Origin of the sequence: Kitasatospora sp. MY 5-36 (genome assembly GCF_001182915.1) — a bacterium.
GTDB lineage: Bacteria > Actinomycetota > Actinomycetes > Streptomycetales > Streptomycetaceae > Kitasatospora.
The window spans coordinates 1-3967 of sequence record NZ_LFVW01000839.1; the positions used below are offsets into that span (position 1 = coordinate 1).

General features: G+C 75.1%; 5 protein-coding genes. All 5 read right to left on the reverse strand.

Annotated features, from left to right (window positions below; genetic code table 11):
• Window positions 1-793, reverse strand: a 793-nt coding sequence (locus AE652_RS36945; RefSeq protein ID WP_049659532.1) for a virginiamycin B lyase, incomplete at its 3' end; no start/stop codon positions are given.
• A gap of 44 nt (window positions 794-837) precedes the next feature.
• Window positions 838-1944 (reverse strand): AI-2E family transporter, encoded by a 1107-nt coding sequence (locus AE652_RS36950; RefSeq protein WP_234348675.1) that lies wholly within the window; start codon window positions 1942-1944, stop codon window positions 838-840.
• Window positions 1945-2079: 135 nt separating this feature from the next.
• Window positions 2080-2814: a glycerophosphodiester phosphodiesterase gene (locus AE652_RS36955; RefSeq protein WP_049659527.1), complete on the reverse strand. Its 735-nt coding sequence runs from the start codon at window positions 2812-2814 to the stop codon at window positions 2080-2082.
• Window positions 2811-3275, reverse strand: coding sequence for a hypothetical protein (locus tag AE652_RS36960; protein ID WP_049659530.1), 465 nt, complete (start codon window positions 3273-3275; stop codon window positions 2811-2813). The genes AE652_RS36955 and AE652_RS36960 overlap by 4 nt, the downstream gene beginning before the upstream one ends.
• An 86-nt stretch (window positions 3276-3361) precedes the next feature.
• The gene (locus tag AE652_RS36965) at window positions 3362-3778 is read right to left on the reverse strand and encodes a molybdopterin-binding protein (protein ID WP_199823201.1); all 417 of its coding nucleotides are present in this window, start codon (window positions 3776-3778) and stop codon (window positions 3362-3364) included.
• Window positions 3779-3967 lie beyond the last annotated feature (189 nt).

Consider the following 3967-nt stretch of genomic DNA (forward strand, 5'->3'; position numbering starts at 1 on the left):
CCGGGAGGGGGTGGCCGCCGAGCCGCCCGTCCGGGCCGAGCACCCCGATCCGGCCGGCGCCCCACTCGGTGAACCAGAGCCGGCCGTCCGGCCCGGCCGCGATCGCGTGCGGGCGGGCCGCGCGGTCGGCCAGCGGGTACTCGGTCACCTCGCCGTCCACGGTGATCCGCCCGACCAGCCCGCCGCCGATGCCGACGTACCAGAGCGCGCCGTCCGTCCCGGCGGTGATGCCGACCGGCGCGGTGCCCCCGGTGGGCAGCCCGTGGACGGTCACCCGGCCGTCGACGGTGATCCGGGCGACGGCGTCGGCCTGGTTGAGCGTGCACCACAGCGCCCCGTCCGGTCCGGCCGTGATCAGCGACGGGAAGGCCCCGGCGAGCGGCAGCGGGAACTCCGTGACCTCACCCGCCACGGTGATCCGCCCGATCCGGCCGGCGTTCAGCTCGGTGAACCAGAGCGCCCCGTCGGGCCCGGCGGCGATCCCGTACGGCCCGGCCTCCTCCGTCGGAAGCGCGTAGGACGTCGCCGTCCCGTCCACCGTGATCCGACCGATCCGGTGGTCCCGCATCCGGCTGAACCAGAGCGCCCCGTCCGGCCCCGCCGTGATCACCGCGGGCCCGCACTCCGGCGCGCCGAGGCCGAAGCGCTCGACCGTCCCGTCCGCGGCCAGCCGCCCGATCTCCCCGGTGTGCACCAGGGTGAACCACACGCCCCCGTCGGGCCCCACGGCCACCCCGTACGGCCCGGCCCCCGCCTCGGCCACCTCGAACAGTTCCACGCAACCCCTCCGCATCACTATCGCGACTCAAATCGCATTAGCGATGCTCGCACAACGGGTCACGGCCCGGCAACCGACTTCTCCCGCGCGTCCGGGTCCCCCCGCAGCACCGAGATGACGCCCATCACGGCGGCGCAGACCGGCACCGCGAGCAGGGCACCGATGATCCCGGCGATGCCCGAGCCGGCCACCACGGCGACCATGATGGTGGCCGGATGCAGCTCCACCGTCCGGCTCTGGATGACCGGCTGGAGGACGTTGCCCTCGATCATCTGCACCGCGAGCACCACGCCCAGCGCCCAGAGCGCCGTACCGAGCCCGCCGTCGGCGAGCGCCACCAGCACGGCCACCGTGCCGGACAGGAAGGCCCCGACGAAGGGGATGTAGGCGCCCATGAAGACCAGCGCGCCGAGCCCGGGCGCGCCCGGCACCCCGAGGGCGATCAGGCCGATGGTGATGAAGCCCGCGTCGATCAGCGCGATCAGGGTGGTGCCCCGCATGAACCCGGCCATCGCGTCGAAGGCCCGCTCCGCGCAGGCGATCACCGTCGTGGCGCTGCGCTCGGGCAGGTAGGAGCGGATGGCGTCGCCGGTGCGGTGGCCGTCCCGGAGGAAGAAGAACACCAGGGCCAGCGCCAGCACCCCGCCGGTGATCAGCTGGGTGAGCAGGCCGAGCCCGGAGAGCACGCCGTTGGTGAGGGTGGAGACCAGCGAGTTGGTCTCGCCCTTGGCGTTGTCCAGGCCGTGCCGGATCTTCGCCCCCAGCGGGCCCAGCCAGTCGGCCAGCCGCTGCCCGGCCTCCTGGAGCGAGGAGGCGATCTGCGGGGCGCTGTGCACCAGCGAGTTGACCAGCAGCGCGATCACCCCGCTGACCGCGACCACCAGCACCACGCAGGTCAGCCCGGCCGCCAGGCTCCGGCTCACGCCCCGGCCCACCAGCCACGGCACCACCGGGTAGAGCAGCGAGGCCCCGAGCAGCGCCAGGACGAACGGCACGGTCGCGGCCCGCAGTTCGACCAGCGCGAAGACCACCAGCGAGGCGACGGCGATCAGCAGGATCACCGCCACCGACCAGGCCGCCGCCTGCCGCAGCCCGGGCGGCAGCATCAGGTACGGCCTGCGGTCGTCCGGCTGCCGCTGCTCGCCGGGCGCGCGCTCCACGGACACGGCCACCTCCGCCGGGGGTCGTCGACGATTCCGAACCGCCCCAGCTCAGCAGAGGTTTCGACGGGCCGCGCGGCGGATCGGCCGGGAGCACCCGAACGGGCGACCCGGGCGCCCTCCGGCCGAGCACCGCTCCGGTCAGCCGCGGCCGTCCAGCACCGAGCGCAGGACGCCGATCCGGTTGGAGGTGATGGACGCGACCCCGGTGTCGCGCAGCCGGCGCATGGTGCGGCGCAGGTCGGCGGTCCAGGTGGAGACGGCGAGCCCCCGCTCCGCCGCGGCGGCCGTGAACTCGGGGGTGACCAGGCCGAACGGCGGGTTGAGGTAGCGCGGGCGCAGGTCGTCCAGCAGGGCGCGCACCGGCATCCGGGGCTGCTTCCAGGTGAGCGCGATCTCGGCGTCCGGGCTCAGTTCGCGCACCGCGAGCATGGCGGTGGTGGGGCCGCAGAAGGCGACCGCCGCCTCGGCGCCGAGCCCGGTGACGACCGACCAGGCGGCGGCGGCCGGGCCCGCGTCGTCCAGGTCGATCAGCAGCCGGCGGCCCTCGACGGCCGTCACCGCCTTGACCGCCTCGGCCAGGGTGGGGACGGCGAGCGGCCCCTGCCGCAGCTCCTCCAGCTGGTCGGCGGTGACCCGGTCGATCGACCGCGCGTCGCCCCAGAGCCGCTCCAGGGTGCGGTCGTGCAGCAGGACGGGCACCCGGTCGCGGGTGAGCTGGACGTCCACCTCGACGGCGTCGGCCCCGGCGGCGAGCGCGGACTCGACGGAGGGCAGGGTGTTCTCGCGGAAGCGGTACGGGTCGCCCCGGTGGGCGACGGCCAGCGGCTTGGCGGAGAGCGTTCCGGCGGCGAGCGGCTTGGCGGCGGCGTTCATCGGATCCTTCCCGAGAGCCAGGGGGTGAGGCTGTGGACGCCGATGTCCTCGCGGTGGCTCGGCTCCCCGGGGACGGTGACGATCAGCGTGGTGGACGGCGGGAAGGTGCGCGCCTTGACGTGCACCAGGTCGGACCAGACGGCGTTCAGGAAGCCGGGGACGCGGTCGCGGTCGACGTCGAAGGCGATGCCCTCGACGGTCACGGCGACCTCGTCGTGGGTGAACAGCCGGACGGTGACGGCGGGGCGGCCGTCGAACTCCAGCAGCGCCTCGTGCGGGACGGCGTCCAGTTCCCCGAGCGAGCCGCCCGAGCCGCCCGGACCGTCCGGGCCGACCAGCCCGGCGAAGGTCCGGTCGCGGCCGATGTCGTGCTGGGCGCGGACGGTGCGGCCGTGCCGGGCGGCCACGGCCTCGATCGCGAGCACGGCGCTCTGGGTGGTCGGCAGGTGCGGGGGTGGCATCCGGGCGCCTCTCGGTTCGTTCCGGGACTCGTACGAAGGGGATTGCAGGGGGCTGCGGAGGGATCCGCGGGGATCCACCGGGCCGGCTAGCGGCGTTCGATCATCACATTGGTGGACTTGATGACCGCCGTGGCGGGCGCACCGGGGACCAGGTTGAGCTCCACCGCCGAGTCCCGGCTGATCAGGGACACCACCCGGAACGGCCCGGCCTGGATCTCCACCTGCGCGGCCACGTCGCCCAGCACCACGTCGGTGACGATCCCCGGGAAGCGGTTGCGCGCCGAGGACGGCTGGCCCTCCACCTCGGCGTTCTCCGGCCGGGCCAACTCCCGGGCGAAGGCGGCGAGTTCGGCCCCCGGGATGATCCGGTGCCCGTGCTCGTCCCGCGCGCCGGCGACCCGCCCGGCGTCCACCCAGCGCCGCATGGTGTCGGCGCTGACGCCGAGCAGCGCCGCGGCCTCGCCGATGCGGTACGGGTTGGCCGGCACCTCGGGCTGGCCCATGTGCGTCTCCTGACGGTGGTTCGGGTTCTCGGGGCGGGCGCCCCCGCGCCATCCTGCCGTACCGGCGGTACGGACGATCATGTGAGGGCCGCCCCCACGGCATACCTTATGGCTCGCCGAAGAGGTCGCGCCGTGCCGCGTCCCCGGCGGTGAGCACCGCCCCGGCGAGCACCGCGCCGCCGCCCGCCG

Coding starts and splice junctions, on each gene's coding strand:
- AE652_RS36960 (WP_049659530.1), bottom strand. CDS start 3,275: ATGCCACCCCCGCACCTGCCGACCACCCAGAGCGCCGTGCTCGCGATC.
- AE652_RS36965 (WP_199823201.1), bottom strand. CDS start 3,778: ATGGGCCAGCCCGAGGTGCCGGCCAACCCGTACCGCATCGGCGAGGCC.
- AE652_RS36955 (WP_049659527.1), bottom strand. CDS start 2,814: ATGAACGCCGCCGCCAAGCCGCTCGCCGCCGGAACGCTCTCCGCCAAG.